Raw genomic sequence first — 26,448 nt, forward strand, 5'->3', positions numbered from 1 at the left:
TAATAGGAAAGTATAAAAAATAGTCATTATAGGAGAATATTCATGTCAAATAAGAAGTCGACAATCGATGCAGCAATTAATTTGATTTTTGGATTAGCGGTAGGTGTAGCTTTAGCATTCATATTTGTAAAGAGACAAAGTATAAAGGTATTAAACCTGCCAACAGAAAATGTTAAACCGCATCATTGGATAGTGGTTATAATATTATTCTTTTTAGTTTTCTACATACATTTAGCATTTCATGAGCTTGGTCATCTTATAGCAGGAACTTTGGTTAGATTCAAGTTGTTTAGTTACAAAATAGGACCTTTTGGATGGTATAGAGAAAATGATGAAATAAGGTACGGAACAGAAAGAAATCTGGGCTATGGCAGCAGATGTTCTATGCTTCCAACTAGTACTGATGAAATATATTCAAAACTTGCTATATATTCTTTAGGCGGAATTATTGTAAATGTTATATTATCAGTAGTATTCTTTTTAGGATCATTATATATAGCACCAAAAGAAAATAATTTTCTTTTAAGTGCATTTTTCATATTAGGCTGGGGTGTGGGTATCTTTACAGTCTTAATAAATATTGTACCTTTTTCAAATAAGGGATTTAAAACTGATGGATTACTTGCATTAAGTGTCATTAGAAAATCATCAGATGATATGGCTCAGCTATCTACTGTGTTAGTAAGTAATCAACTTATGGCTGGTATAAGACCTAGAGATATTAATCCAAGTTTCTTTAGTGATAACAACTATTTAGCTGACAATGATATTTCAGGAGTTGTTATGAATTACTATAGATTTTATCATTTTTTAGATTTGGGTAACGAAGATAAAGCGATGAAGTATACAAAGCTAATTGAAGAAAATATTGAAGTTTATCCAGAACATTATAGAGCGGAGATGCTTTACAATGTATTTTATGCTTATTGCTTAATAATTAACGATATTGATAAGGCAAAGGATATATTTGAAAAGATTGAAGATAGCATTTCTCAAAATGATAGTATATCAGGATATCGTGTAAAGATGGCATATGAGCTTTACATTAATAATGATTATAAAAAGGTTATAGAATTAGGTAGTTATGGACTAGGAGCTAAAGATAGGTATCCTGTAAGGGGAGAGGCTGTTTTTGAAGCAGATCAAATTGAAAATATGATGGCTTTAGCTAAGAAAAACTTGAATGCGTAAGCTCATTAAAGCGTCGGATGATTAACCAATCAATTTCAACACGGTGCTTTAACAGTACCTTAGTTTAAATAATAATTAGATAAATATATATGATTATGAAAGAAGGCTAAATAAGTATTTTACTTGCTTAGCCTTCTTTTTATTAGCTAATAACTTTAAAATTCATCAACTACAGTAATTTTGCCTATAGAAGTTTCATATGAATATCTAGAGAAGATGTGTTTATGGAGGAAAGAACAGTGCCAAATGAATATATTATAAGAATATTGAAATATGGTGTAATTACATTTGTTATTTTAGTAATAACTATCATTATTATTAGTTATAATTACGATGTTAAAGGCTTAGCATCAATGTCTTTAGGACAAGACTGGTATATGGTATTTGAATTTAGGAAAAAGAATAATAGTTTTATAATAGATTTTGGTTACTTATCAGTTATTATACCTATAGTAATGGCAATAGTTTCGGACTTTGTTTTGCGTTTAGCTACAAGGAGAAGAGGCAAGCTTAGGGCGTCTAAGGTAAACTGAATAGTAACTTTATAAAAATATAAACATCTCATATTATTGAAATATGAGATGTGATTGATGGTAGAGCCTAAATTAGGTTTTAATTTATATAATAGGAATGAATCGAAAACAGGAAATAAATGTTAAAAAATGTTAATAAATTTCTTATGTAATTAGAGTGATTTTATTATATAATTAACTTATATAAGAAATCAGGTTTTAATTAAAGCAAGATAGGTATTTATTTATAAATGGTATTATAGATGTAACACTTCAATCCGATATCTATTTTTAAAACTCTGCTGGGTTCTGAGCAGAGGAATTAAAAATATAAGTTTTATTATGAAGTGATATATCCATAGATTTTTTACGTGGGGTAGAGATGAAGAATTTATAGAATATGAGAGTTTGAGATGGGGAGTGTTTGGACGATGACAAAACTAAAGGAATTGGAAGAACAATTAGTTAACTTAAAACTACAAAAGAGAAATTTGATACTTGCGGGAAAAAAGACAGATGAAGTAGATGAACTTATAAAAGCAGTAGACAAAGATATAAAAAAGGAAAAAGAGATTTCTAAATAATAAAGAATTTTTATGGAAGAGCATTCATTTTGAATGCTCTTTTATTATGTTGATCTAGTACATTTAGGTTCATAATTTTATGATTAAATCATATATCATATTATGAAGTTTATGTAGTTTGGAGGAAACTATGTTATATAAGTTTTTAGAAGGAGAACTTTACGGATTCATAAATGAAAAGGGTGAGATTATTGTAGAGCCTCAGTTCCTAGGTCTTTTGCCAGCGTCTGAAGGTTTTATTCCATTTTATCGAGAGGATGGCTATGGATTTATAAGATATGATGGTAAAATATCAAAAACTTTCAATGAGTTTAGAGCATTCGAATTTTTTGGAGGAATGTCCATTATTGAAAGAGATGGACAATATGGCTTCATTAATAAAAATTTAGATGTGATTGTTGAGCTACAATATGATGGTGTTATGAATTTTTCAGATGGATTAGCTTTAGTGGAATTGGATGGTAAGAAGGGCTATATTAATTTAAGTGGAAAAGTGCAAATACCTATTAAGTATCAGGAAGCAAGCAGCTTTAGTGAGGGGCTAGCAGTTGTAGGTGATAATGAAAAAATGGGGTATATAGACACTAAAGGGAATATAGTAATAAAGCCTAAATTTCATCGCTGTAGTCTTTTTAATGATGGATTAGCTGTTTTTGAAGATGGGGATAAATATGGTTATATAGATAAGAGAGGAAATGTTATAATTCCCGCTCAATTTGATATGGCTGAGAGCTTTGTCGAAGGACTTGCTATAGTTATGAAAAATGGTAAGTTGGCTGTAATAAACAAGCAGGGAGGATATGTTACGGGGTTCTTATTTGACTATTCATTAGAATTTAGTGAAGCAAGGTGCGCTGTAGGAATTGATAAAGGAGGGAGAGAGGTCTGGGGATATATAAATTCTTCGGGTAAACCAGCTTCTGATTTTAAATTTGAAAACGCATCTTATTATAGTGAAGGGTTAGCATCAGTACAAGAGAATAATAAGTTTGGATATATAGATTTAAAAGGAAATTACAAGGTCAAGCCTGCATTACAGATGGCTTTTGATTTTGAATATGGACTTGGAGAGTTTCTAATGGATGATAGAAATGGTTATATAAATAAGGACGGAAAAGTAATTTTTTACTCAAAAAACAAAGTGAATCTAGAAAAGTATACTATGGATAAGAGGGTGCTTTCTATAATTTAATATATCAGCTAATAAAAGAACAGCTATACTATGGCAGATAAAACTCGTCATAATACAGCTGCTTTTTTATTATTTAGGAATCTATAATTCAATTAGATATATCAAACTATATTTGAATTAAATCAGGGATATCAACATTTGGATCTATATCAATATCATAATCTAATTCTTGATGGCCGAATCCAAAAAGTTTAAAGAATTCATTTCTGAAGCCTTCTATATCAGTTAATTCTCTAATGTTTTCAGAGTTTATTTTATCCCATTGAATCATTACTTCTTTTTGTACATCTTCTCTTAACTCTAAATCATCTAATCTAATCATTTCACTTTCATCAAGCTTATCACCAGAATATAATTTTGAATCCATAAGTCTATAGATTTGTTCAATACAAGACTCATCATTATTTTTTTCTTTCATTATTTTAAATAATAAAGCTATATAAAGAGGCACAACAGGAATTGCTGAGCTTGATTGAGTTACTAAAGCTTTGTTTGAAGATATATAAGCTTTTCCAGATATAGTTGAAAGATATCTGTTTAAACCTTCAGATGTTTTTTCTAGGTGCTTTTTAGCTTCACCTATAGTACCGTTTCTATATATAGGATAGGTAAGTTGTGAACCTACATATGTGTATGCCACTGTTGATGCACCTTCAGATAAAACTCCAGCTTCTGATAAAGCTTTAATCCAAAGCTCCCAATCTTCTCCACCCATAACTTTTCTTGTGCTTTCAACTTCATCTTCTGAAGCAGGAGAGATTGTTACTTCCTGTATTATATCAGTGTGGAAGTTTACCGCTTTATTTGTATAGGCCTCACCTATTGGTTTTAATGTTGATTGATAGACTTGCCCTGTAATTGGATCAGTCCTTCTTGGTGAAGCAATACTATAGATAACTAAGTCGATTTTTCCTAAGTCATTTTTTATCAACTCAATAGCCTTTTCTTTAACATCATTAGAGAATGCATCACCGTTTATAGTTTTAGAATAAAGACCATGTTGTTTTGCTAATCTTTCAAATTCAGCAGTATTATACCAGCCTGCACTAGCTGTTCTTGTTTTAGCTGCAGGTCTTTCAAATACAACTCCTATTGTATTTGCTTTTGCACCAAAAGCCATTGCTATTCTTGAAGCTAATCCGTAACCAGTTGAAGCTCCTAGAATAAGAACATTTTTAGGTCCAGTTATATTTTTTTGCTTTTTTATATATTCAACTTGTTCACGTACATTTATAGCGCAACCTTCTGGATGAGCTGTTAAACATATATAATCTCTAAATTTAGGTTTAATTATCATACTTAACTCCTCACGCGATATTTTATCAATAGAATATGTATTCTTAGTTTAGTTTATCATAAATTAATTTGATATTCAAAGTAATTTGTTCAACAAAATCTTACTTGCACAGATGTAGTTCTGGCTGGGTTAATGAAACATAGGAGAAAGTATATAAAATGAAGTAGTATGTATATAGCAGTAATCTATGAATTGTAATTTTAAAACTTAAATTATTTTAATAATATAGCATTTATCTATATAGGTTGTTAATAAATAGACGAAGATATATATTAGGAATTATAGAACGTTTATAATAGATAAAGTAACATTAAGGTTAAGATTATTAATATAATAACCTTAAAAATACATCAAGAATAGTCTTTACAACAAATATAATTTAATTGTAGGAGAATAGGATGATAAAAAATTGTATGGAAGATATAGTAGAGGATTTACTTCCTGTGGTCTTAGTTAATTATGAAGGGGTATGTACTTGTAGCAGGTGTATAGATGATATTAAGGCGATTGCGCTTAACAATTTACAGCCTCTTTATGCTGCTTCTGAAAATGGAAGGTTATACAATAAGATGAATGAAATGAAGACACAGTTTAGAATAGATGTGATAAATGAATTGACTAAAGCTATGGAAAAAGTTTGCGAGAATCCCTTTCACTAAAGATATATAACTATAATAAGTTTAGTAAAAAAATAAAGATTATTCACCTGCCAGGTTTTTCATATATACATTCGGAAAGGCAGATGCGTAAGAAATGTCGCTGAAGAAGTTTGCTTCAGCGACTTTTTTACTGTGTAAGGAAGTACATAGCTTCAAAGCCACTGTGATTTAGATGGTTAATTTGGTTTGCTAGTTCCTTATATAGGTAAGAGAATGTAAAGCCGCCATATAAAAATAATTGATATTAATAACGATGAAATCTATAATTACTTTATGGTTCAATACTATAAAAAAAATTATTGCGCATATTAACTTGCGATGTGTAAATTTAAAAGTTTATTAAATTAAGTTAAATATAAGAATTTACTAAGGAAATTAAATATATATTTGATATTATAATTATAGTAAGAAGTTTTTATGAATTTGTTAAGAAATAATTCAGATTTACTTAAGAGAATTTTAATTAAATACCTTTATACTAAGTACTGTAGTTATTAAAAAGGTTTTTAGAAATAGTACTTAGATATAAAGTTTAATTTGCAAATAAGATTTAACTTTAATATTTTCAACATTAAGTGTGAATATTAAAAGGAGTGATATATATGAGCGGAAAGATATTAATTATTACAGCATCTACAGGGCAAGGTCATAATTCAGTGGCTGATTCATTAAAAAATGAACTTCAAGACAAGGGGTATGAGGTTAAATGTATAGAACCTATACGAGAAAGTGCCAAGATGCTGGATAAAGTGGTATCTGGAGGATATGAGATATTAGCCACTAAAACTCCAACTTTATTTGGTATATTGTACAAAGCTAGCAATCATAGAGTTACTAGTGTGGGATTAAACAAGATAATGGGAAGTTCTATAAAGGAAAGTACCTATGAAATAATAAAAGAATATAAACCTAGTTTAATAATATCAACTCATCCTTTGCTTGTAAGTGTAATTTCTTCTTTAAAAGATGAGGGAAAAATAGATATTCCATTTATTTCAGTGGTAACAGATTATAAGGCGCATAGTTCTTATGTAAATTCAAAGGTAGATGGATATATAGTTGGAAGTAACTACACTAAGAGCAGTCTTTTGGAAAAAGGTGTTGATGAAAATAGGGTTCATACATATGGAATTCCTATAAAAAGAACATTTTTAAATGCAAGCAATTCATTAAAGCAAGATGATATGTTCACTATACTTCTAATGGGTGGAAGTATGGGGGTGAAGTCTATGAAAAAAGCTTTAATGAGAATAATGGATGTAGATGTACCAATAAGAGTTATAGTGGTTTGTGGAAATAACTTAATGCTTAAACAAGAACTTGAAGGTATATATGAAAGTGTTCCTTTAGATAAGCAGCTTATTATACTTGGATATACTCAAAAGATTTCGGAACTTATGGATGTTTCTGATGTTATAATAACTAAAGCTGGTGGGCTTACAATTACTGAAGCTTTAAATAAAAAGTTGCCTATAATAGTGCCTTATTATATTCCAGGACAAGAAGAAGAGAATGTGACATTTTTAGTTGGAGAAGAAGCTGCATTATATACTGAGTTAGAAAGATTAGATGAGGTTGTAAAGGAGTTGTTTAATAACCCTAAAAAGCTTGAGGCAATGAAAGAGAATATAGAACGTATAATTAAGGACACATCTTTAGATAGTACTGTTGATTTATTGACATCTTTATTAGCAATGTAATATTATACTTGTTTTTTTAATGTGCAGAAAAGTGTATAATTTTTTACCGTTTAAAACTAGCAGTTTCAATTACTTTGCTAGTTTTTTATAGATATAGAAATGGCTGCATATGTGTAAATTTAGATTTATTCAAATGCAGCCTTTGTCTGATAACAGCTTAAAGAATAGTAGTTGCTATCAATACTAATAATTAACTTTGTACCCAAAACAATTCTATTACATTCAAGTATATTTCGAGATAATATATAGAGGTAGTAAAATTTAATGATTATAAAATATTTAATGAAAAGTAATGAAATAAAGATGAATTAATAAATAATTCACTTTTATAGTTAATATTTTAAGGGGTGCGTGGATGAAGATTAAATTAACTATTTCAATGGATGAAAAACTTATATTACCTATGAACTACAATCATGTACTTAAAGATGCAATAAATAAGTGGTTTGATGACCCTAGTTATGGGCTACTTATGGGGAAGGTTATTGGAGATGATAAAACTAGTTCTAAAAAGAGATTTACCTTCTCTGAAATAAAAGGGCTTAGAAAAGTTAACGAAGCAGAAAACTATACTACCTTCTACAGGCAGTTTGAATTTGAACTTGAAAGTTATGATGAGTGGTTTATGATGTATCTTGCTAATAATTTAGCTATGGGCCATTGGTTCTTGCTTGCTGGACAACCTGTTTTTGTGAGTGATGTACAATTATTAAGTAGGGATACGGCACTTAATTACTAATTAAAATATTTCAATTTAATATAAATAATAATTTAATAAATTGAAGAAAGCCTATATCTTGCAGATGAGATATAGGCTTTTAGTATAGTATTATAAAGCAGAAGCTACTCTTTTAAATATAGATGCCTAAGTTCTAACAACAACTCAATTTAAAAATTAAGGCGTAAGGTTTTGGTAAGTGATCGTATATCATTGCCTTTTAAAATGCAATTGGAAACTAAGTCTTTTGACTTATCATATAATTCGAATATTTCCTTAGCATAGTTGACTTCAGAATAAACCTTCCAGTAACCAGATAGCAGACAAGGTTCGCTTCTCCTTATAAATCCCTCTACATCATGAAGTGGTATACCAAGAAAAACTCCGGCTTCATGAGGAAAATTAGTTGAATTTAGTCTTATATTCAAGTAATTTAGAACAACGTCAGTATTTTCTAAATCAGTGTACCCATAAGTTTTTAATAAGGATCTAACTTTTTCACACTTTAATATATTTGTAATAGAGGATTTATCATAAATTAAAATAGTTTCACTATTGTTATATTGCTTTATAGGCATATGGTCTTTAAATCAGACACAAATTGCAAGCTTATATCATGCCATAATAGCAATAGGTTTCTAGCATTATTAAATATATTAATTATTGAGCATGGCTTAACACCTGTTATTACTGGCGATATTAAATATGAAACAAGGGATTTAATATAATCTTCATCTCTCATAGTATCTAATTGCCTAAAAAACAATAGACTATCCAAAGTAAATCCTCCTAAATACAATTTAGATTAATGATTTGCTATTTTTCTTTGTATTGCCTGTACTACTATAATAAATAATAGTTTCCTTTGACATTAGTCTAACCACATTTTTATTAAAATATTAGCAATGAAATACATGTATATACCACTTCATTTTAAACTTACTTTTTAAAACTCTCATCTAATAATCCAGAGTGGTTTGAAAATAGTTCTCAGATTGAAGTGGTACATCTATATATATGTTTATTATAGTTATTAAAAGTGATATAATAATAAACGTATTTTTATATAAAAGAGGGATAAAATGGATAGGTTTTTCAACAAATTTGCCCCGTTTATTATTTCTGCCAATGTATTAATGCTTCATATTTTGGGATATATATTAGATTTATATATTTCAAGAAAATACGTTGTATTTTTATGGCTTGGAATTTCAGCCGTAGATGTAGTATTTGCTTTTAAGTGTGGAGTAGCAATAAAAAATCTTCATGTATTTGCATATACAGATAAGCTTACAGAGCTATATAATAGAAGGTTTTTTGTTGGTAAGATTTTAAATGAAATGAAAAAAGTAAGACATAATGAGTTAGGAATATCGTTGTTAATGATAGATGTGGATAACTTTAAATTAATAAATGATACCTACGGACATAGTGCTGGTGATTTAGTTCTAAAAGAACTAGCTGATATAATAAAGCCTAATATAAGATCTAAAGATACTATAACTAGATTCGGAGGAGAGGAGTTTGCAATAATCCTGCCTGAAACTAATAAGGAAAAGGCTATTATAGTAGCAGAAAAAATACGAAACTTAGTTGGAAGTCATGTCTTTAAATTTAACCAGGATCAAAGAATTATTACGGTGAGTATAGGTGTAGTTTCAGTTTGTGAAGAAGTTGATACTCAGTTATTAGTGGATTTAGCTGATAGAGCATTGTATAAGGCTAAGGAAATAAAGAATAAGGTTGTATACTCAGAAGTTGGAGATTTAGTTGTGTAATTGGTTTATATATATAAGATTATACTTTTCCATAAAGAAGCAAGTATTAAGGGTTTAAAACTTATACAAGTAGATGGCTAAATTGAAGGTATTACATAAACAAGAGGTTTAAATTAATAATTAGTAACAACAAAAAGCAGCCATAAGAACATCTTAGGCTGTTTTTTACTATTTCTAGCTTATTTATTGAATTTAGGTTTTATATTATTTCTTCGGGACAAAAATATATTTATAAAAAAATATAAAAATGTATACCCCAAACCTAAAGAAGTTACAAATGCGCCTTTTGCGTTTCCGATAAGGGTTAAATCAGATGGATGACCTAAATAACTTTTATAATAATCGTATGTGTAAAATGATGAATATAAAGAAGCTATAAGAAATATTATAGAAAGCTTAATTAAATCCTTTGTATCACTTTTACAGTATTTTTCTATAGTATCTAATCCCAAAAATTTATATATTTTTTTCATAAAAAACACCACCTAATTTTATAATCCTTAGGATTATTGACATTGAGGTGGTAAAGTATACCAGAGTAGGGGTGTTAAATTTATTTTTAGTATAAGAAACATGGTGATATGACTAGCACTAATAAAGATAATTTATCACCTAAGTACAATCTTTCGACTATAAAAAAGCACATCACTACCAAGTATTAATGGTTCGCTCGACCTTATAAAATATTTACACAACTATATATAACCTTTCGGCTATATATAACCATTACAACACTCTATAAAATCTTATCTCGACCTTATATGATAAGTTGGGACCTTATTATAATCAAGAAATGACTATAATAAAGCCTTTCCTAACCATATAAAATCTTATTTAAATAACAACAGTGGTAACTGTAACTATTTAAATTCCTCTTACAAAAATAGATTAAACTATTTATAAGAATTGCCTTATCACCATGTTCCTTATGATATTAATATAACCTTAATAAAGATTTAAATACATGGAATATATAGGATATATTTTAAGTGCTATTAAAGCAGTGTGTTGAAATTAATTAGTTAATCATCCGACGCTTTAATGAGCTTACGCAAAGAATTAATATGATTTTATCATATTTCATGGCTGAAACTGTAAACTCACTACGTTCGAACAGGACAGTTTTACTTTTTAAAAATCCATGCAATATATAAAAATTTTATATCTTAAATTTAATAAAATAAAAATGCTATGTGATTAAAAAGTAAAAAGTAGAAATATATCGCCTGCCAGAATTTCTTCACATACGTTCAGAAAAGGCAGATGCGTAAAAAAATCACTAATAAAAAACAATTAGCGATTTTTTAGAGTCATTCCATCTGAAAAAATCATTTAATTCTAACTGCTCGCTCATATAGCGTCTCCTGTATAACCAATTAATTTCAACAATAGTCTTAAACATATTTTAAGTTTAAATTAATATGATATATTAAATGATACCTTTATAGTATATTAGCAATAAAAATATAAATACTTATTAAGGTAGGATTCTTTTAAGTAAATAGGATGTAAAGAAGTATTTATTTTAATTTTTTTATTTAACTTTTAGCAATTTTATGGAGGAAGTAATGAAAGAATATATATTTAAGGCTAGAGCAATATGTAGTGAGTTTAGCATATCTAATATAGCTAAGAGATTTGATATAAGTAGGAAAATAAAGTGGGAGGAACCATTAATACTTAAGGATGGGCAACTTCAAGGGTATGTTAAGAATATAGAAGACAAGGGTGTATATATCTATCATTTCGGTTCAATTGTATTTGTAAATTTCACAAATGATGAAATAGATGATTTTATAAATATCATTAAACTAACACCTAATAGTATAAAAAGTCTAAATAAATATATGAAATATGAATGCAGAGAAGATTTTAGGATAGTTTTACACGAACATATGGAAGAGCAATTAGAATATGAAAGCTTGGTTATAAATAGTATAGATGAACATCATTTTTCTATGACTGCTTTGGTAGTTGCAAAATCGGTTGCATTAGAGACTATAGAAGTAACAATGGATGTGGTTTTTGATGAGGTAGAGAAGATTATAAAAAGTCTTGAAAATGGTAATCTTAATATTAATGAAAAACAGGCTGCATCTATAATTGGAAGAGTATTATCTTTCAAACATACGACTATATCATATATAATGCTTTTGGATAAACCAGCTATTGCTTGGAAGAATGAAAGCGCTGAAAATTTATTTAATGATTTAGCTGATTTATTTGAACTTAATGACAGGTATGAAAAGTTAAATGCTAAGTCACAAACTATGGTAGATATAATAGAAATTTTTGCTAATTTAAGTCACTCTAAAAGAGCCAATAATCTTGAAATAATAGTGATATTATTAATACTTATTGAAGTAATAATGGCTTTTAGAGATATAATATTTAGATGAAAAATCAACTCATTTGGAGTTGATTTTTTCATATATTAACTGTGAAGTCTAAAAAACTATATTTTTTTCTTCACCATTTATCCATGCATAAACATTATCAAAAACTATGTTTGCTCTTTTTACCATAGATTCGCTAGTAGCAAAAGCTACGTGTGGGGTTACTAGAGTGTTTTTTGAGCTAAAAAGTGGGTGAGATGAAGCAACTGGTGGCTCAACTTCGAAAACATCTATCCCTGCTCCGGCAATAGCACCACTGTTTAAGGCTTCTGCAAGTGCATTACTATCAACAACAGGCCCTCTTGCCATGTTTATGAGAATAGCATCTTTTTTCATCTGTGATAAAGTTTCTTTATTTATAAGCTTTGTTGTCTCATCTGTTAATGGAACATGAAGTGATACTATGTCACTATTTTTTAGTAAAGTATCTAGGTCTACATAATTTATTCCTAGTTCTTTGGCCTCAGCTCTTTCTGTCCTACTGTATCCAAGAAGCTTACAGTTAAATGCTTTAAGGATTTGAGCTGTTCTTATTCCTATGTCACCAGTACCAACTATTCCTACAGTTTTACCGTTTAATTCGGTTCCTACAAGCCCAAGCTTTGTACCTTCCGCGCGAACAACTTCATCGCATTGTTTAATATTTCTAAGTAGAGAAATTATCATTCCTATGGTAAGTTCTGCAACGGCTTCAGTTGCATAACCTTTTGCGTTAGATACCTTTATACCTCTTTCTTCACAAGCTGATTTATCAACATGATCAACTCCAGTGAAAGCTACAGATATATATTTAAGAGTATCCACACTTTTTATAACTTCGCCACTTAGTGGATTGTTTGCAATCATTAGGATATCAGCACCTTGGGCTCTTTCTTTTAATATTTCAACATCTTTTTCAACTGTATCGAAAGCTAAGAACTGGTGTCCCATCTCATTAAGCTTTGATGATAGTTGAGTAAGTGTATCTTTACTTATTCCTAACGGCTCTAATAATACTATCTTCATAAGTATCTCCTCCTTAATTAATGACAATGTAAGTACATAATAATATTATAACTCCATTCTCATAATTAAGGATAAAAAATATAAGTTATCCATGGATTTCTTTTTTTATTCCTTAACTTATATTATGTTTTAAGTCTGTTATGTACACTTGTACGTAGATTTAATTGAATTACGAATTTCTAAAGAATAAAAAAGGCTGTTGCCAAATGCAATAGCCTTTTAAGTTAAAATACATAATTTACTACATCGGTTCTTTCGCCATGTCTTTCGTAAACTCTTGTGACTCTTCTTCCTATATTACAAAGAACTTCGTAATTTATAGTTCCCATTATTTCTGCCATATCATCTGCATCAAATTTGACATTTTCAGCTCTACCTAAAAGTGTTACTTCATCTGAGAGTTGTACATCTTCTAATTCAGTGACATCAACCATAATCTGATCCATACAAATATTTCCCACAACAGGACAAAGCTTTCCATCTATTATAACCTTGGCTTTGCCAGATAATATTCTCGAATAACCATCTGCATAGCCTACAGGTATTGTAGCTATTTTGCTTTTTCTTGTAGTTCTAAACTTTTGACCATATCCTATATATTTATTTTCATCCAATGTTTTTAAATGTACAATCCTGCTTTTCCATGTTAATACAGGCTTTAAATCTAGGCATTCTCTCATTACATCTTCTGAAGGATAATAACCATATTGGATTATTCCAGGTCTTACATAATCATAGCAACTCTCAGGAACATCTATTATTCCTGCACTATTTGCAATATTTCTTTTAATTTTTCCACTATAATTATATTTGATTTCTGTAATCTCTTTATTATATATATCCAATTGTTTTTCGGTATAGCTCTTATCTTTGCTATCTGCTGATGCAAAATGAGAGAATATGCTCTCAACATTTATGTTTTCTAAATTACATATAGCTTCAACAATTTGCATATCTTCATCACGTTGTAAAAATCCTATCCTACCCATACCTGTATCTAGCTTTATATGAATACTGCTTATTTTATGATTTTTCACTGATGCTTCTGATAGTTTTTTCGCAAAATCATAAGTTGATACAGTAACTTCAATATCGTATTTTATTATTTCTTCTATAGTATCTTCTGTGCATATGCCTAATATCATTATAGAATCATTAACTCCATCTTTTCTAAGTTCAATGGCTTCCATAATATTAGCCACACCAAATCTATTTATTCCTATGTTAGATAAAAGCTTTGCACATTCTAGAGCACCATGTCCATAAGCATTAGCTTTTATAACACTTATTATCTCACTATTTCCTATCTTATTTTTTATCTGCTTTAAGTTGAATTCTAAATTATCAAGATTTATTTCTACCCAAACTGGATGCATCATCTTCAAAGCCATCATCTCCTAAGTAATTTATATCCCATATCTAAAGATGAACTACTTTAATCCGAAATATGTTTTCAAAACTCCTCTGGGTTCTGAGAGGAGAATTTGAAAATATAAGTTTAATTATGAAGTAGTTCATCTATACTTATTGTATCAATTAAGTGGTACTTATCAAACATCCATATTGCGGTTATATTTTTATCTAAGTGGTATGGAATATACAGAGTTTCATTACGAAAACTTAATTTATACATGCTCGAAAATCGCGGTATCTAGAGATTTTCGAGAATATATAAATTAATAGTTGAAGTTGGAACCGTATATGATTGCTATAAAGAATTAATATAACCACTTTTTATTGTATAATATATCTACATTACATGTAAGGGTACGATTTAAATAAATTAAATTATGACACAACTATAAAACCCAAATTCTTAGGAACTTAGCTTTTATACTAATAAATAGTATTCTAGCAACTTAAAATTTTTGAGCTAGGTCTTGAAGGGAGTTATCATGAACTCTATATACAGTCCATTCATCCATAGGTTTTGCGCCTAAACCTTTATAGAATTTGATTGATGGCTCGTTCCAGTCAAGGCAGGCCCACTCAAGTCTTCCACATTTTCTTTCAACAGCAAGTTTTGCTAAGTATGATAGCATAACTTTTCCGAACCCTTTTCCTCTCATCTGTGGTTTTATATATAAGTCCTCTAGGTAAATACCAGATCTACCTAAGAAAGTAGAGAAGTTGTGGAAAAACAATGAAAAGCCTATAGGTTCATCCTTAAATTCAGCTATTATGACTTCAGCAGATTTTCTCTCAAAAAGCCATTCATTTAGTAGCTCTTTTGTAGCAATAACATCTTCAAGCATATTTTCATATTCAGCTAGTTCTTTTATAAAACCTAAAATAATATCTATATCTTCCTTTATGGCAAATCTAAGATTAAGTCCTTCAATCTTAGTATTAATATTTTTTGACATTAAATCGCCTCCTTAGATATATATTAACATATGTGTAGAAAAATTTATTTATATAAAAGTAAAGATAGAAGCTTATGAATTTGTTCATAAGCTTCTATCTTTACTTTATGTTTAAACAATTGCATATATAAGTTGATTGTTTAAACAAGATATACGAATATTTTATACTTTAATAAAAGTCTATATTGCTTTTCTTTTATATAATAATTTTATTAATATTATTGCTATTATCCCTCCAGCTAATGCTGTAATTAGCTGAGGAATACCCATAGATACTGCTAGTTTTTCTAATATCTTTTTAGGTATACCAATATCAATTGCTTTTAGTATATTTGATGCTGAAAAAGATAAAAATGCGAATTTTATAAATGAGCCCAGTATGATTCCAATATATAATCCATGCTTCTTATTTTTTAAAATACTAAATGTTAATATATAAATTAGGTTTCCAACTACTATAAATGGTATAAACGGTGCCATAGCAGTGGCGAGCTGTCCAACTATCCAAGCTAATATTGGAGTAAGGACAGCAACTAATGCTCCTAATCTAGAGCCGCATATAAATGTTGCTAATATTAATACTGCATTAACAACAGGTCCTACTAAAAATTGATTTATTCCTGGTATATTTCTTCCTAAAAACTGAAAGACAATAGCTATTGCTAATAGAAAAGCTGCTTTAACTACTTTATCTATTTTGAAATCCTGCATTCTCATCACCTCTAATATAAATATATTAAAATATCTTTAAATTATCCATTAGAGTAATGATTTAGCGTTTAATTTTAGTTATCTAAAAAAGTTCATTATATAACATATTTCATCTTGAGAAACTTCTATTAAGTATTTATTTTCCAGATGTTCCAAAGATTTTTTTACTGCATTGTAAATGTCTAAATTATCTTCAATAAAAGATTCTTTTTCGCTATATTCACTTGGACTCTGTCCATTCATTATTCTATTTATCATAAATGCTATATGAAGAATTATTCCAGGAAGAGTGGATTCTGCAAGTTCTATTCTAAGCAAGGACTTAGTTTTGTTTAATGTATCTAATATGTCTCTATAAATTGCTTTACCATCCACACCTTGTATATTTTCAGATATAACATCTTCCATTTTTATAAGGGTTGTCTTTATATCTACTTTTTCCTGCAATTCATTTATAACTCTAAGACTAATTACATCTTGAATATTAAATTGTTTTAGGTCTGAATCTATAGGGAAGGATGATACTATAAATATAATTTCTTTTTCTTCTTCTATTTCTTTTAGCCTAGATTTTATTAAGTGCTTATCTACAAAATTTAAAGGAATTATCTCAAGTAAATCTTTATCATATCTTAAGTTATGAGATAAGAAGCTCTTCATAGCTACTGCTGTTCCTTCCCCTGTAAGACATGCAGTTACTATTACAAGTTTTTTAGTATGTTCCTTAGTAGGTCTATCATAATTGTGCTCAAACATATATGAGTTCATTGAAATTACATCTTTATAGATCTCTTCTAAGCCTATACCTAGTCTAGCTTTTCTAGTAGCTTCTAATACATGTAAGGTAGATACTAAAGCTACAACTCTAACCGGCATCCCGTATTCTTTTTCTATAGTTTCACCAAAAGTAGTTAAAGAACCCATATCTACTAAAATCAAATATCCCATAGGATTCATATCATTTTTTACATATGCTCTTAAAGCACCTAAAACTTCTAATGGACTTACTTCTATAGGAGCATTAATAGCAACTACATAATCCTCACCTAAAAGTTTGTTGGCGACATCTGCCATAGATGTTGCAGTACTTTCTCCATGAGCTATTAAAATCACTTTAACCTTGTCTTTTTCTCTATTTTCCTTCTCCAAAACCCAGAACAATGTAATAAATCCAGCTTCATCTTCAGGTACATTAATTTTAAGATGATCTTCTAGGATATTAACACATTCCTTAGCAACTTGAAATTCCTTAGGATACTGTTTTATTATCCAATTTAGTTGTGGATTTATTATTGTTTTGTTGTTATTTAATCTTTCTATTAGAGTATTAACATGTAGCGCTAAAGCAGAAAAAGTATTTGAGTCAAAATTTCTTCCTAAAGTTGTTGTAGCATAATAGAACATCTTATCAATAAGTAAAAGTGTATCTTCACCCAAAATGTTTATGAGATTTTTTCTACTTATTGCATTTTCTGCACTTCTTATATACATCTTAAAGTATTTTGTTATATCATTTTCCAATATGGTCTCTATATCAAAATTAGAAACACCTTTTAGCCTTAGTTCTTGTACTTTTCTATCTATAATATCATAGATGCTTCCTTCTTCATGTTGCTTTACAATATCATCTTCACCCTTTGAAAATTTGAAAAAGTTGATTTTTTCTCCCAGTGTTTCATTCCATAGAATTCTATTTCCTTTTTCATTATATAATCCTTCTTTTATATGAGAGGGAAGATCAGTACTTGTTATCTTAACATCTCTTTTCTTACCAGTTAAGAAATCAGAATATGCTTTTGCACATAAAAGTTGTATGTCAGCTTTTAATTGTCCAACGTTATTTGGACAATCATATGACAACAAGGCTCTCATGGTATTTAAAGAAGCTGCAATTTCCCTATCTAGCCTTATCCGCTCTATCTCAAAAAAGTCTCTTATTAGCTCAAGTCTTTCCTTCGCCGATCTATCTCTAAGTGCAGGCAGCTTAATTGTCATCGGGATTCTTCTAGTAAAAGTCTTTAAAAGTACTGAAGATGGATCTTCAGTTGTTGCTGATATTATTAATACATCTGCTGTCCTAGTATCAGATTCTCCTATCCTTCTAAAAACTCCTTTGTCCATGAATGTGAAAAAAGCTTCCTGACCTTCTGGAGGTAATCTATGAACTTCATCTAAAAATAATATACCTCCATTTGCTTTTTCGATTAAACCTTCTTTATCATTTTCAGCTCCAGTATAGGCACCTTTTTTTACTCCAAAAAGCTGAGCATTTAATAATTGTGGATTATTAGTATAGTCTGCACAGTTGAATATTATAAAAGGAGAATCTTTCTTTTTAACACCCATTTCTGTGGCATACTCATGCATGTAGTCTGCAAACATTGATTTTCCAACACCAGTCTCACCTAAAATTAAACAATGCATACCTTTTGGTGGATATAATATGGCTGCCTTAGCACCTTCTATAGGCTCGGCTAAACTTTCATTTTTTCTTAATAACCTATCTAAAGAAGTTTCGCTATTAGAGTGGTTTTGGCCTTTTGAAGAAATAGAATATTTAACAGGTCTTCCACTTGACTTGCTAACTTTACCTTCTTCCCACAATCTATTTAAGTCGAAACTGACATTTGCTCTAGATATATTTAAAATTTCTGAAAGCTCTGAAGCACTTACGCCATCTGGGCGAGAAAGTTCTAGTAACTTATTATAAATTAGATCTACTCTCTTCATATTTCATCTCCCTCCTACATATAATCTCAATTATATACATAATAGTAATTAAGTATATATTAAAACATTTTTATAACAAAAGTAAATATAATTAATTTTATTAGTGTATTATAAAAAAAACACTATTTCTAGAAAAAAAAACACTGTATTTATTATCGAAACACTACTGTTTTTTATACGAAACACTAATGATTTTAATCAAAACACAATGTAAACATTTACTGAAACCCTTTTGTTTAGGTGTTTTTAGAGTTTTGGCACGACTCTTGCTATAATATATGGCATAAGAAAAAAATAAAATAACTTACTCACCTAAAGGGGGACAGGACGATGAATATGGAAGAAATTATAATGGGGATTATCATCAACGCTGGTGATGCTAGAGCTTACGCTCATGAAGCACTAGAGAAAGCTAATAGTGGAGATTTTCAAGGAGCCTCTTCCTCTATAGAACTTGCAGACGAAGCAATAGGACGTGCTCATGATTCACAAACTTCACTTTTATACAAAGAAGCTCAAGGAGAAAAGATTGAAATAACAGCATTGTTTGTTCACAGTCAAGATCATTTAATGACTGCGATAACAGAAAAAAATCTTATACTTCAAATCATTGAGTTAAGAAGACAGATGCAACCATTACTTGACCAAGCATCAAAAGCTTAAGAACATAAAATAAATAAGGGTTTGTTTTAGAGATAAAAAAAGATAAAAACATTCAAGTTGAAATAAAAAACTTAATTTATTAGGAGGAATTTATTATGTATAATATCGTTTTATTTTGTTCAGCAGGTATGTCAACAAGTTTATTAGTTACTAAAATGGAGGCAGCAGCAAAAGCTCAAGGCATAGAAGCTAAGATAAATGCTTACTCTGAAGCTCAAATGGCTAAATATGTTCCAGAAGCTGATGTAGTATTGTTAGGACCTCAAATAAGATTTGCTCTTGCAAGAGCTAAGAAAATATGCGATGAGCATAATGTTCCAATAGATGTAATAGCACCTCAAGACTATGGTATGATGAATGGTCAAAAGGTTCTAGAAAAAGCAATAGCACTTATAAAGAAATAATTATTAAATAGCTTGAAATTTTTTCATTATATATTTTTAAATTTGAAAGGAGATAAAAATTATGTCAAAACCTATGGACTTATTAGAAGAAAAGCTTATGCCCGTAGCTGCTAAAATCTCTGGTAACAGATATTTATTAGCAATCCGTGATGGTTTCATGCTTGCAATGCCATTACTAATCATCGGTGCAATGTCACTTTTAGTGGCAAACTTCCCAATTCAAGGATTCTTAGACTTCATGGCTAGCATCTTCGGAGCTAACTGGAAAACATTCTTTACAATTCCTTTTGATGCAACAATGTCAATAATGACAATCTTCGTAGTGTACGGTATAGCAAACAGCTTATCACTTCACTATGAATTGGAAGGAATTAGCAGTGGTGCAATAGCACTTGTAGCATTCTTTATACTTACACCATTTGCTACAACATTTACTCCTGCAGATTCAAAAGTAGTTTATGATATAACTGGTGTTATACCAATGGAATGGCTTGGATCAAAAGGATTATTCGTTGGTATGTTTACAGCAATCTTTACTACTGAAATAATAAGATTTGTAAACGTTAGAGGATGGGTTATTAAGATGCCAGAAGGAGTTCCTCCAACTGTATCTAAAGCGTTCTCAGCACTTATACCAGCTTTCATGGTAATAGCTTGCTTCGATATCGTTAGACTTTTATTCACATTTACTTCATACCACACAGTACATGGATTCATCTACAAGATACTTCAAGCTCCATTAACTTCATTAGGAGATAGTTTAGGTGCAACACTTATTGCCAACCTATTCATAGGATTATTCTGGGTATTTGGTATTCATGGTGCTAACGTTGTTGGTTCAGTTATGTCACCAATCTGGCTTTCATTATCAGCAGATAACTTAACAGCATTTAAGGCTGGCGGTGCATTACCACACGTTATTACTCAACAATTCCAAGAAATATACTTACAATTAGGTGGATCTGGTTCTACATTAGCATTATGTTTAACAATGGTATTCCTTTGTAAGTCAGAACAATGTAAGAAACTTGGTAGACTAGCTATACTTCCTGGTTTATTCAACATCAATGAACCTATAACATTTGGTCTTCCAATAGTTCTTAACCCAATAATGATGATACCATTCATCTTAACACCAATGATTCTTGCAGTAGTTTGTTATTTAGCAATCTCTACTGGATTAGTTCCAAGACCTTCAGGAGTTATAATTCCTTGGACAACTCCTGCAGTATTCGGTGGATTCTTAATAGCTGGTGTTAGAGGAGCATTACTACAAATAGTAGAATTAGCTGTAGCGTTCCTTTGCTACTATCCATTCATCAGAACTGTTGATAAGCAATACTTCGAAGAAGAAAAAGCTTACAATTCAGCAGAAAATGCAACTGTATAATAAAAGGACAATATAGTATATAATATAAAATATAGGTGGTTACATACTTGTAACCACCTATGTACATATAAATATACTAATAAATCTGAAAGGGGTTTTGATCTTGAATCTTCTAAATGAATTAAAAATAAGTCTATTTAAACCTCATTTATACCATACTTTAAAAGGTGAATCTTTTGGAAAAATATTAAGATTTGATTTAATTGTTTCAATCGCAGGACTCATACTTTATACATTAATGAAAGGTTTCAAATCAGTTATTTACGGTAATTTTGATGTGTTTATACTATATTATAAAACTCTAGATATACCTACTTTAATTGGAATTGTTCTTTATGCAACTTTAGGAGTTGCTTTTGCAGCATTATTTCTTAGCGGAATATTTTTTGCATATAATAAATTTAAGCATATTAATCTTGCATTTATGAATGTTTATAATTATGCTACTCATACACTTCTAATAGCAGTATTTATAAGTAATTTACTTGGACCATTTGTAATTCTATTCACTGTAGGATTTTATATGATGGCAGTAAGAGGGGATCTTCTTAAAGCAAGAGATGGAGTTAGCCCACTTAAATATCTTAAGTTTTAAATTCGGAGTGTGGTGCTATTATAGTTGATATGTAAACTTAATAGGGCTGAAACTATATTTTAAAGAGTAATTAAAAGTTAGAAAATAAATTTTCCTTTTACTTTAGGAAAGTTAGAATAAATTATTAACCCAAAAAGGTGGCTGTGATAAAACTATTTATTAAATGGTTTTATCACAGTCACCTTTGTATATATAATTTTTACTATTATAAATTGAAACAATTTAGTATAATAAGGTAAATATAAAAATTAGAAGGTGATATGATGAAAGATATAGGATTAGTACTTGAAGGAGGCGGCTTAAGGGGAGTATATACAGCTGGTATACTAGATTTCTTCCTGGAAAAGTCTTTACACTTTCCATACATAATAGGGGTTTCGGCAGGCGCATGCAATGCAGCATCATATATTTCTAAACAGTTCGAGAGAAACAAAAGAATTAATATCGGATATGTAAAAGATCATAGATATTTGAGCTATAGAAATATGATAAAAGAGAGAAGTTTATTTGGAATAGATTTCGTTTATAATAAAATACCAAATGAATTAGATCCTTTCGATTACGATACTTTTTTCAATTCCGAACAAAAATTTGTAATAGGAGCAACTGATTGCGTAACTGGAGAACCATTTTATGTGGAAAAAAATCAGTGTTTTAATGACAATAATGAGATTCTAAAAGTTATACGTGCATCTAGCAGTCTTCCGTTTGTTGCGCCAGTGGTCAGATATAATGATTATAATCTATTGGATGGAGGCATATCTGATCCAATACCGTTAAAGAAATCTATCAATGATGGTAATAAAAAGCATGTGATAATATTAACAAGACCTGATGGATATAGAAAAGAAGCCTTCAAGAGGAAGTGGGTTGTAGATAGAGTGTATTCTAAATACAAGGGCTTATCAAAGGCCATGGTAAATAGACACGATGTCTATAATAAGACTTTAGATTTAGCTGGTGATATGGAGAAGGAAGGAAATGTATTCATACTAAGACCAAGTGAGGATCTACAAGTTGATAGATTAGAAAAAAGACCTGAGAAGTTGTATAGACTTTATGATTTAGGATATGAAGATGCAAAAAAGAATTATGAGAGACTGAAGGAATGGTTATAGAGATATTTTATATTCTTTAGGAAACTATACACCTCAATGAAATCTATGAATTGAAGTGTACTACTTCAATCCAAAATCTATTTTTAAAACTCTGCTGGGTTATGAGATGAGTCTTTGAAAATATAAATTTTATACTGAAGAAAGTCTCTTCAGCAATTTTTTAACTGTACAGGGAGATATGTATGAATATAAGTGAAACAAAAATTAAAGTAAGATATGTAGAAACTGATCAGATGGGTATAGTTCATCACTCAAATTATTATGCGTGGTTTGAAGTTGGAAGAACAGAGTTTATAAAAGAATCGGGAATTAGCTATAGTGATATGGAGAATAACGGCATAATGATGCCTTTAGTAGAAAGTAGCTGTAGATATATGGTTGGAGCCAAGTATGAGGATGAAGTCACAATTAAAACTTGGGTAGAAGAACTGAATGGAGCTAAGGTTGTATTTTCATATGAAGTGATAAGAGATGATGATAATATTACATTAGCTAGAGGAAAAACAATTCATGCATTTGTTAATAAGGACTTCAAAATAATTAATTTAAAAAAGAACAATTTAGATATATGGGATAGGATACACGGTTTATTATAGGCTAGTCATTAGGCTCATATATGCTAATAAAAGCTCTGTAAAATAGAATAATAAGTTTATAACTCTTACTGATAAAAGTAAGAGTTTTATTTTTTCAAAAACTACTAGGATACATAAAGCCTTTGATGAAGGTTAAAAATACTAACGTAATAATCAGTTATTAAAGTAATTTTTAATAAGCAATTCAAAATAGGAGGAAGAAAATGATTATTGATTTTTATACTGCTATTAAGAGCAGAAGATCAATCTATGCAATTAGTAATGAATCTACAATACCAGATGAAAGAATTGCCCATATGGTGGAGGAAGCAGTTAAATGTGCTCCAACTTCTTTTAACTCACAAAGTTGTAGAGCGGTATTGCTACTGGATAAGCATCATACAAAGTTATGGGAGATTACCAAGGAAGCTTTAAGAAAAGTAGTACCTGAAGAAAGTTTTGCACAAACTGAAGAAAAGATAGATTCTTTCAGTAATGGCCACGGGACTATATTGTATTTTGAAGATCAAGCAGTTGTTAAGGGATTACAAGAACAGTTTGCATTATACAAAGATAATTTTCCTATCTGGTCAGAGCAATCTTCAGGTATTCTTCAGTATATAATTTGGACTTCGCTAGAAATAGAAGGGTTAGGGGCTTCACTTCAACATTATAATCCCTTGATTGATGATGAAGTAAAAAAAACTTGGAATATACCTGATGAATGGAAACTAATAGCACAGATGCCTTTTGGAAAACCACTACATATTCCAACAGAAAAGAGTTTTATGCCAATAGATGAAAGAATTAAGGTTTTTAAATGATGGAGAGAAAAAAACACCTAAGTAGGTGTTTTTTTATTCTTTAGGAGCGTCGCTTCAGCAACTTTTTATGTATTTACAGCATATTACATTAACCATATAATATAGATAAAGATGAAACCCTTCAATCCGATATAGTTAGTTATATTATTTGAAGATTTATTAATTATGTGTAAACGTTTTTGAAATAGATTAAAATGTGTAGAGAAACGCTCTAGTGAGGAGTTAAAATGTTAAAAAGGAAATTCATTTTAAAAAAAGGAAGCTTATATAATAGTTTTTTTAGGATTACAGCTATAACCTTAATGGTTGTAACTATAATAATTTCTGCAGTAATGAATTTTTACTCTAATAGGATAATATACAGTGATTTAACCGCTTATTTATATTCTGCTCAAAGCGAACTTTGTCAAAGTATGGACCTGGTAATAAATGATGTAAATATGGCTTCGGTGAGGCTTTTATCTAGACAAGTCTATAATCAAATAATAAATGATGATTCAATAACGTATGAAGAAAAACAAAGGCGAATAAAGGAACAGCTACTATCCCAGATGAAAGAATATGATAATATTGCAGATGTAGTTATAATAACAAAAGAAGGAAAGAGCTACAGGATGGCTGACGATGAAAAGTTGTCATTACCTGATAAGAATTTTCTTGATAAGATTGATGATTCGGGGAAAATAACATATAGTGATGGAGTAGTTAAAGATAAAAACGGACAAGCGTATATAATGATTGGCCGCAAGTTTAGAAATTTAGATACTGGAAGAATAAATGGATATTTAGTAACTTATGTAAAGTCTAATAACCTTATTAAAATATATAATCATTTACTTGTTAATAATAGTTTCTCTATGATTGTAAACAGTGAAGGGAAAATAATGTCTTCAATGGATAGTGAAAGTATAGGCGAAACTATATACGACTATAAGTTTAGTTCTATCGTGGATAAAAAATTGAATCATATAGATTTTAAGGGAGAGAAGATGGTAGTTGCCAATACGGCCTTCGACAAACAACTCAAAGATATAGGATTTAACTGGTATATTCTCACTTATATAAAAGAAGAAAACATTGATATGATAACTAGGCAAATAAGTTATAACGTATGGATTATATCAACAGTAAGTGCAGTAATTGCTATAGCGCTTTCGTTTTTAACCGTTGCATATATATTAAAACCTTTAAGAAGATTGCAAGCTGCTATGAAAGGCTTTAAAGGAGGAAAACAAAGTATTGGAATAGCTAAAGAAGCTAAGGTACATGATGAATTCTTTGAGCTTGAAAAGGCTTATGTGGATATGGTAGAAAGAATAGATGAGCTTATTGTTAAAAACAATGAAGAAAAGGAAAAGCAGAGAGAATTAGAATTAGCTGCAATGCAAGCTCAGATAAATCCGCATTTTTTATATAATACTTTAGACACTATTGTTTGGATGGCTAAAATAAAAAAAGAACCTGATATTGAAAAAATCACTATGGCTCTTTCAAGGTTTTTCAGAATGAGTTTGCATAAGGGAGAAAAGTATATAACAATAAGCGAAGAAATAAGTTTAATACAAAGCTTTGTTGTTATAGAGCAGATGAGATTTCCTAATGAGCTTCAGATTTCATATAATATCCCTGATGACATTCTTGATGAATATATTCTTAAACTCACCATTCAACCTATAGTTGAAAATGCATTAAAGCATGGAGTTAGAGGTAAGAAGGAAAATGGTAGGATAGAAATCAATGGAATGAAGTATGATAACATGTTAATTTTTGAAGTTATAGATAATGGTAAAGGATTTGATCCTAAAATGCTTGATGAATTCGATAACTTGGATAAAAGTAAATCTGGGGGTTACGGGTTGAAGAATGTAGATGAGAGGATAAAATTAGAATATGGGAGTAAGTACGGCATTAGTATATTAAGCCAACCTAATAAAGGGACTACTGTTATCATAAGAGTAGCAAGAAGAGAAAAACAGTAAAATGTAGATTCACAAAAAAACCTCACTGAAAAGTCGCTTCAGTGAGGTTTTTATTATAGAG

At 29.8% G+C, this 26,448-nt stretch carries 26 protein-coding genes; 17 read left to right on the forward strand and 9 right to left on the reverse strand.

Annotated elements, in window-relative coordinates:
• Positions 1 to 42: 42 nt before the first annotated feature.
• The 4 genes from OCU55_RS22295 to OCU55_RS22310 all read left to right on the forward strand — a co-directional run bounded on the left by OCU55_RS22295 (position 43) and on the right by OCU55_RS22310 (position 3,479).
• Positions 43 to 1,191, forward strand: coding sequence for a M50 family metallopeptidase (locus tag OCU55_RS22295; RefSeq protein WP_261854494.1), 1,149 nt, complete (start codon positions 43 to 45; stop codon positions 1,189 to 1,191).
• Between the two features lie 224 nt (positions 1,192 to 1,415).
• On the forward strand, positions 1,416 to 1,724 hold the full coding sequence (locus OCU55_RS22300) for a hypothetical protein (protein WP_261854495.1): 309 nt from the start codon (positions 1,416 to 1,418) through the stop codon (positions 1,722 to 1,724).
• Between the two features lie 410 nt (positions 1,725 to 2,134).
• Complete coding sequence (locus tag OCU55_RS22305) at positions 2,135 to 2,287, forward strand: hypothetical protein (RefSeq protein WP_261854496.1); 153 nt, start codon at positions 2,135 to 2,137, stop codon at positions 2,285 to 2,287.
• Between the two features lie 130 nt (positions 2,288 to 2,417).
• Positions 2,418 to 3,479: a WG repeat-containing protein gene (locus tag OCU55_RS22310; RefSeq protein ID WP_261854497.1), complete on the forward strand. Its 1,062-nt coding sequence runs from the start codon at positions 2,418 to 2,420 to the stop codon at positions 3,477 to 3,479.
• Between the two features lie 106 nt (positions 3,480 to 3,585).
• Here OCU55_RS22310 and fabV read toward each other — a convergent pair whose 3' ends face one another.
• On the reverse strand, positions 3,586 to 4,776 hold the full coding sequence (fabV, locus tag OCU55_RS22315) for an enoyl-ACP reductase FabV (protein ID WP_261854498.1): 1,191 nt from the start codon (positions 4,774 to 4,776) through the stop codon (positions 3,586 to 3,588).
• Between the two features lie 398 nt (positions 4,777 to 5,174).
• Between fabV and OCU55_RS22320 the strand changes: the two genes are divergently transcribed.
• From OCU55_RS22320 to OCU55_RS22330, 3 genes are all read left to right on the forward strand, one after another.
• Positions 5,175 to 5,435 carry a late competence development ComFB family protein gene (locus tag OCU55_RS22320; protein ID WP_261854499.1) on the forward strand — a complete coding sequence of 87 codons (261 nt, stop codon included), beginning with the start codon at positions 5,175 to 5,177 and terminating at the stop codon, positions 5,433 to 5,435.
• 602 nt (positions 5,436 to 6,037) lie between these two features.
• Positions 6,038 to 7,135, forward strand: coding sequence for an MGDG synthase family glycosyltransferase (locus OCU55_RS22325; RefSeq protein WP_261854500.1), 1,098 nt, complete (start codon positions 6,038 to 6,040; stop codon positions 7,133 to 7,135).
• A 355-nt stretch (positions 7,136 to 7,490) separates the two neighbouring features.
• Entirely contained in the window at positions 7,491 to 7,874 is a 384-nt protein-coding gene (locus tag OCU55_RS22330; protein ID WP_261854501.1) for a hypothetical protein, read from the forward strand.
• Positions 7,875 to 8,023: 149 nt separating this feature from the next.
• Here OCU55_RS22330 and OCU55_RS22335 read toward each other — a convergent pair whose 3' ends face one another.
• A complete protein-coding gene (locus OCU55_RS22335) occupies positions 8,024 to 8,431 on the reverse strand; it encodes a DUF3793 family protein (protein ID WP_261854502.1) in 408 nt (135 codons plus the stop codon).
• Positions 8,422 to 8,631 carry a hypothetical protein gene (locus tag OCU55_RS22340; RefSeq protein ID WP_261854503.1) on the reverse strand — a complete coding sequence of 70 codons (210 nt, stop codon included), beginning with the start codon at positions 8,629 to 8,631 and terminating at the stop codon, positions 8,422 to 8,424. Before OCU55_RS22340 ends, OCU55_RS22335 begins: the two co-directional genes overlap by 10 nt.
• 304 nt (positions 8,632 to 8,935) lie before the next feature.
• Here OCU55_RS22340 and OCU55_RS22345 point away from each other — a divergent pair, with 304 nt between their 5' ends.
• The gene (locus OCU55_RS22345; RefSeq protein WP_261854504.1) at positions 8,936 to 9,631 is read left to right on the forward strand and encodes a GGDEF domain-containing protein; all 696 of its coding nucleotides are present in this window, start codon (positions 8,936 to 8,938) and stop codon (positions 9,629 to 9,631) included.
• A gap of 179 nt (positions 9,632 to 9,810) precedes the next feature.
• On the opposite strand, the gene OCU55_RS22350 is transcribed toward OCU55_RS22345, so the two are convergent.
• A complete protein-coding gene (locus tag OCU55_RS22350; protein WP_261854505.1) occupies positions 9,811 to 10,104 on the reverse strand; it encodes a hypothetical protein in 294 nt (97 codons plus the stop codon).
• A gap of 1,095 nt (positions 10,105 to 11,199) precedes the next feature.
• Here OCU55_RS22350 and OCU55_RS22355 point away from each other — a divergent pair.
• Positions 11,200 to 12,030, forward strand: a complete 831-nt coding sequence (locus OCU55_RS22355; RefSeq protein ID WP_261854506.1) for an RMD1 family protein — start codon at positions 11,200 to 11,202, stop codon at positions 12,028 to 12,030.
• Positions 12,031 to 12,078: 48 nt separating this feature from the next.
• On the opposite strand, the gene OCU55_RS22360 is transcribed toward OCU55_RS22355, so the two are convergent.
• The 5 genes from OCU55_RS22360 to OCU55_RS22380 all read right to left on the reverse strand — a co-directional run bounded on the left by OCU55_RS22360 (position 12,079) and on the right by OCU55_RS22380 (position 18,839).
• Positions 12,079 to 13,032: a 2-hydroxyacid dehydrogenase gene (locus OCU55_RS22360; RefSeq protein ID WP_261854507.1), complete on the reverse strand. Its 954-nt coding sequence runs from the start codon at positions 13,030 to 13,032 to the stop codon at positions 12,079 to 12,081.
• Positions 13,033 to 13,256: 224 nt separating this feature from the next.
• Positions 13,257 to 14,411, reverse strand: coding sequence for an alanine racemase (alr, locus tag OCU55_RS22365; RefSeq protein ID WP_261854534.1), 1,155 nt, complete (start codon positions 14,409 to 14,411; stop codon positions 13,257 to 13,259).
• Positions 14,412 to 14,891: 480 nt separating this feature from the next.
• Positions 14,892 to 15,398, reverse strand: a complete 507-nt coding sequence (locus OCU55_RS22370; RefSeq protein ID WP_261854508.1) for a GNAT family N-acetyltransferase — start codon at positions 15,396 to 15,398, stop codon at positions 14,892 to 14,894.
• A gap of 180 nt (positions 15,399 to 15,578) precedes the next feature.
• Positions 15,579 to 16,109 carry an ECF transporter S component gene (locus OCU55_RS22375; RefSeq protein WP_261854509.1) on the reverse strand — a complete coding sequence of 177 codons (531 nt, stop codon included), beginning with the start codon at positions 16,107 to 16,109 and terminating at the stop codon, positions 15,579 to 15,581.
• A 78-nt stretch (positions 16,110 to 16,187) separates the two neighbouring features.
• Positions 16,188 to 18,839, reverse strand: a complete 2,652-nt coding sequence (locus OCU55_RS22380; RefSeq protein ID WP_261854510.1) for a sigma-54-dependent transcriptional regulator — start codon at positions 18,837 to 18,839, stop codon at positions 16,188 to 16,190.
• Positions 18,840 to 19,169: 330 nt separating this feature from the next.
• Between OCU55_RS22380 and OCU55_RS22385 the strand changes: the two genes are divergently transcribed.
• From OCU55_RS22385 to OCU55_RS22420, 8 genes are all read left to right on the forward strand, one after another.
• Positions 19,170 to 19,502: a PTS lactose/cellobiose transporter subunit IIA gene (locus OCU55_RS22385; protein WP_427847086.1), complete on the forward strand. Its 333-nt coding sequence runs from the start codon at positions 19,170 to 19,172 to the stop codon at positions 19,500 to 19,502.
• A gap of 95 nt (positions 19,503 to 19,597) precedes the next feature.
• Entirely contained in the window at positions 19,598 to 19,906 is a 309-nt protein-coding gene (locus OCU55_RS22390) for a PTS sugar transporter subunit IIB (protein WP_261854511.1), read from the forward strand.
• Between the two features lie 61 nt (positions 19,907 to 19,967).
• The gene (gene celB / locus OCU55_RS22395; RefSeq protein WP_261854512.1) at positions 19,968 to 21,296 is read left to right on the forward strand and encodes a PTS cellobiose transporter subunit IIC; all 1,329 of its coding nucleotides are present in this window, start codon (positions 19,968 to 19,970) and stop codon (positions 21,294 to 21,296) included.
• Between the two features lie 103 nt (positions 21,297 to 21,399).
• A complete protein-coding gene (locus OCU55_RS22400) occupies positions 21,400 to 21,891 on the forward strand; it encodes a hypothetical protein (protein WP_261854513.1) in 492 nt (163 codons plus the stop codon).
• A gap of 263 nt (positions 21,892 to 22,154) precedes the next feature.
• Positions 22,155 to 23,009 (forward strand): patatin-like phospholipase family protein, encoded by an 855-nt coding sequence (locus tag OCU55_RS22405; protein ID WP_261854514.1) that lies wholly within the window; start codon positions 22,155 to 22,157, stop codon positions 23,007 to 23,009.
• Between the two features lie 182 nt (positions 23,010 to 23,191).
• Positions 23,192 to 23,605 carry an acyl-CoA thioesterase gene (locus OCU55_RS22410; protein ID WP_261854515.1) on the forward strand — a complete coding sequence of 138 codons (414 nt, stop codon included), beginning with the start codon at positions 23,192 to 23,194 and terminating at the stop codon, positions 23,603 to 23,605.
• Between the two features lie 203 nt (positions 23,606 to 23,808).
• Positions 23,809 to 24,408, forward strand: coding sequence for a nitroreductase family protein (locus tag OCU55_RS22415; protein WP_261854516.1), 600 nt, complete (start codon positions 23,809 to 23,811; stop codon positions 24,406 to 24,408).
• A 227-nt stretch (positions 24,409 to 24,635) separates the two neighbouring features.
• The gene (locus OCU55_RS22420; RefSeq protein ID WP_261854517.1) at positions 24,636 to 26,387 is read left to right on the forward strand and encodes a cache domain-containing sensor histidine kinase; all 1,752 of its coding nucleotides are present in this window, start codon (positions 24,636 to 24,638) and stop codon (positions 26,385 to 26,387) included.
• Positions 26,388 to 26,448 lie beyond the last annotated feature (61 nt).

Source organism: Clostridium folliculivorans, assembly GCF_024341905.1.
In the GTDB taxonomy this organism is placed as follows: domain Bacteria; phylum Bacillota; class Clostridia; order Clostridiales; family Clostridiaceae; genus Clostridium_AR; species Clostridium_AR folliculivorans.

Excerpts from the sequence above, each read along its gene's own strand:
- OCU55_RS22405 (WP_261854514.1), top strand. The coding sequence starts at position 22,155 with ATGAAAGATATAGGATTAGTACTTGAAGGAGGCGGCTTAAGGGGAGTA.
- OCU55_RS22335 (WP_261854502.1), bottom strand. The coding sequence starts at position 8,431 with ATGCCTATAAAGCAATATAACAATAGTGAAACTATTTTAATTTATGAT.
- OCU55_RS22305 (WP_261854496.1), top strand. The coding sequence starts at position 2,135 with ATGACAAAACTAAAGGAATTGGAAGAACAATTAGTTAACTTAAAACTA.
- OCU55_RS22330 (WP_261854501.1), top strand. The coding sequence starts at position 7,491 with ATGAAGATTAAATTAACTATTTCAATGGATGAAAAACTTATATTACCT.
- OCU55_RS22375 (WP_261854509.1), bottom strand. The coding sequence starts at position 16,109 with ATGCAGGATTTCAAAATAGATAAAGTAGTTAAAGCAGCTTTTCTATTA.
- alr (WP_261854534.1), bottom strand. The coding sequence starts at position 14,411 with ATGATGCATCCAGTTTGGGTAGAAATAAATCTTGATAATTTAGAATTC.
- OCU55_RS22355 (WP_261854506.1), top strand. The coding sequence starts at position 11,200 with ATGAAAGAATATATATTTAAGGCTAGAGCAATATGTAGTGAGTTTAGC.
- OCU55_RS22415 (WP_261854516.1), top strand. The coding sequence starts at position 23,809 with ATGATTATTGATTTTTATACTGCTATTAAGAGCAGAAGATCAATCTAT.
- OCU55_RS22320 (WP_261854499.1), top strand. The coding sequence starts at position 5,175 with ATGATAAAAAATTGTATGGAAGATATAGTAGAGGATTTACTTCCTGTG.
- OCU55_RS22345 (WP_261854504.1), top strand. The coding sequence starts at position 8,936 with ATGGATAGGTTTTTCAACAAATTTGCCCCGTTTATTATTTCTGCCAAT.
- OCU55_RS22385 (WP_427847086.1), top strand. The coding sequence starts at position 19,170 with ATGAATATGGAAGAAATTATAATGGGGATTATCATCAACGCTGGTGAT.
- celB (WP_261854512.1), top strand. The coding sequence starts at position 19,968 with ATGTCAAAACCTATGGACTTATTAGAAGAAAAGCTTATGCCCGTAGCT.
- OCU55_RS22410 (WP_261854515.1), top strand. The coding sequence starts at position 23,192 with ATGAATATAAGTGAAACAAAAATTAAAGTAAGATATGTAGAAACTGAT.
- OCU55_RS22370 (WP_261854508.1), bottom strand. The coding sequence starts at position 15,398 with ATGTCAAAAAATATTAATACTAAGATTGAAGGACTTAATCTTAGATTT.
- OCU55_RS22350 (WP_261854505.1), bottom strand. The coding sequence starts at position 10,104 with ATGAAAAAAATATATAAATTTTTGGGATTAGATACTATAGAAAAATAC.
- OCU55_RS22360 (WP_261854507.1), bottom strand. The coding sequence starts at position 13,032 with ATGAAGATAGTATTATTAGAGCCGTTAGGAATAAGTAAAGATACACTT.
- OCU55_RS22325 (WP_261854500.1), top strand. The coding sequence starts at position 6,038 with ATGAGCGGAAAGATATTAATTATTACAGCATCTACAGGGCAAGGTCAT.
- fabV (WP_261854498.1), bottom strand. The coding sequence starts at position 4,776 with ATGATAATTAAACCTAAATTTAGAGATTATATATGTTTAACAGCTCAT.
- OCU55_RS22300 (WP_261854495.1), top strand. The coding sequence starts at position 1,416 with ATGGAGGAAAGAACAGTGCCAAATGAATATATTATAAGAATATTGAAA.
- OCU55_RS22295 (WP_261854494.1), top strand. The coding sequence starts at position 43 with ATGTCAAATAAGAAGTCGACAATCGATGCAGCAATTAATTTGATTTTT.
- OCU55_RS22310 (WP_261854497.1), top strand. The coding sequence starts at position 2,418 with ATGTTATATAAGTTTTTAGAAGGAGAACTTTACGGATTCATAAATGAA.
- OCU55_RS22420 (WP_261854517.1), top strand. The coding sequence starts at position 24,636 with ATGTTAAAAAGGAAATTCATTTTAAAAAAAGGAAGCTTATATAATAGT.
- OCU55_RS22380 (WP_261854510.1), bottom strand. The coding sequence starts at position 18,839 with ATGAAGAGAGTAGATCTAATTTATAATAAGTTACTAGAACTTTCTCGC.
- OCU55_RS22390 (WP_261854511.1), top strand. The coding sequence starts at position 19,598 with ATGTATAATATCGTTTTATTTTGTTCAGCAGGTATGTCAACAAGTTTA.